Origin of the sequence: Vogesella mureinivorans, assembly GCF_007644035.1 — a bacterium.
In the GTDB taxonomy this organism is placed as follows: Bacteria; Pseudomonadota; Gammaproteobacteria; order Burkholderiales; family Chromobacteriaceae; genus Vogesella; species Vogesella mureinivorans.
Genome location: NZ_VMTV02001029.1, coordinates 1 through 332, shown reverse-complemented (window position 1 = coordinate 332; position 332 = coordinate 1). Strand labels below are relative to the sequence as shown.

At 71.7% G+C, this 332-nt stretch carries 1 pseudogene; it reads left to right on the top strand.

What is annotated here, in order from left to right:
* Positions 1-291 (top strand): annotated as a pseudogene (locus FLQ44_RS22590) (tRNA (adenosine(37)-N6)-dimethylallyltransferase MiaA); the annotation flags it as partial.
* Positions 292-332: the final 41 nt, after the last annotated feature.

Below are 332 nucleotides of genomic sequence, written 5' to 3'. Positions count from 1 at the left end.
CTGGCGGGCGGCTTTCTCGACGAGGTGCGCGGCCTGCTCGCCCGGCCCGGCCTGCATCCTGAATTGCCCTCGATGCGTGCGGTCGGCTACCGGCAGGCCTGGCGCCACCTGCGCGGGGAAACCAGCGCCAGCGAATTCCTCGCCGAAGGCATCGCAGCGACGCGCCAGCTGGCCAAGCGCCAGCTCACCTGGCTGCGCGGGGAACTTGATGCCTTCCACATCGATCCCCACACCCAAGCCGAGCGCGCGGAGTCCCTGCTGCGATTGGCGAGCGGGCTGCACCGCCGCTAAACGGCGGGGGCTGGGCGCGCGGCGCAGGCTGTACACTCCGA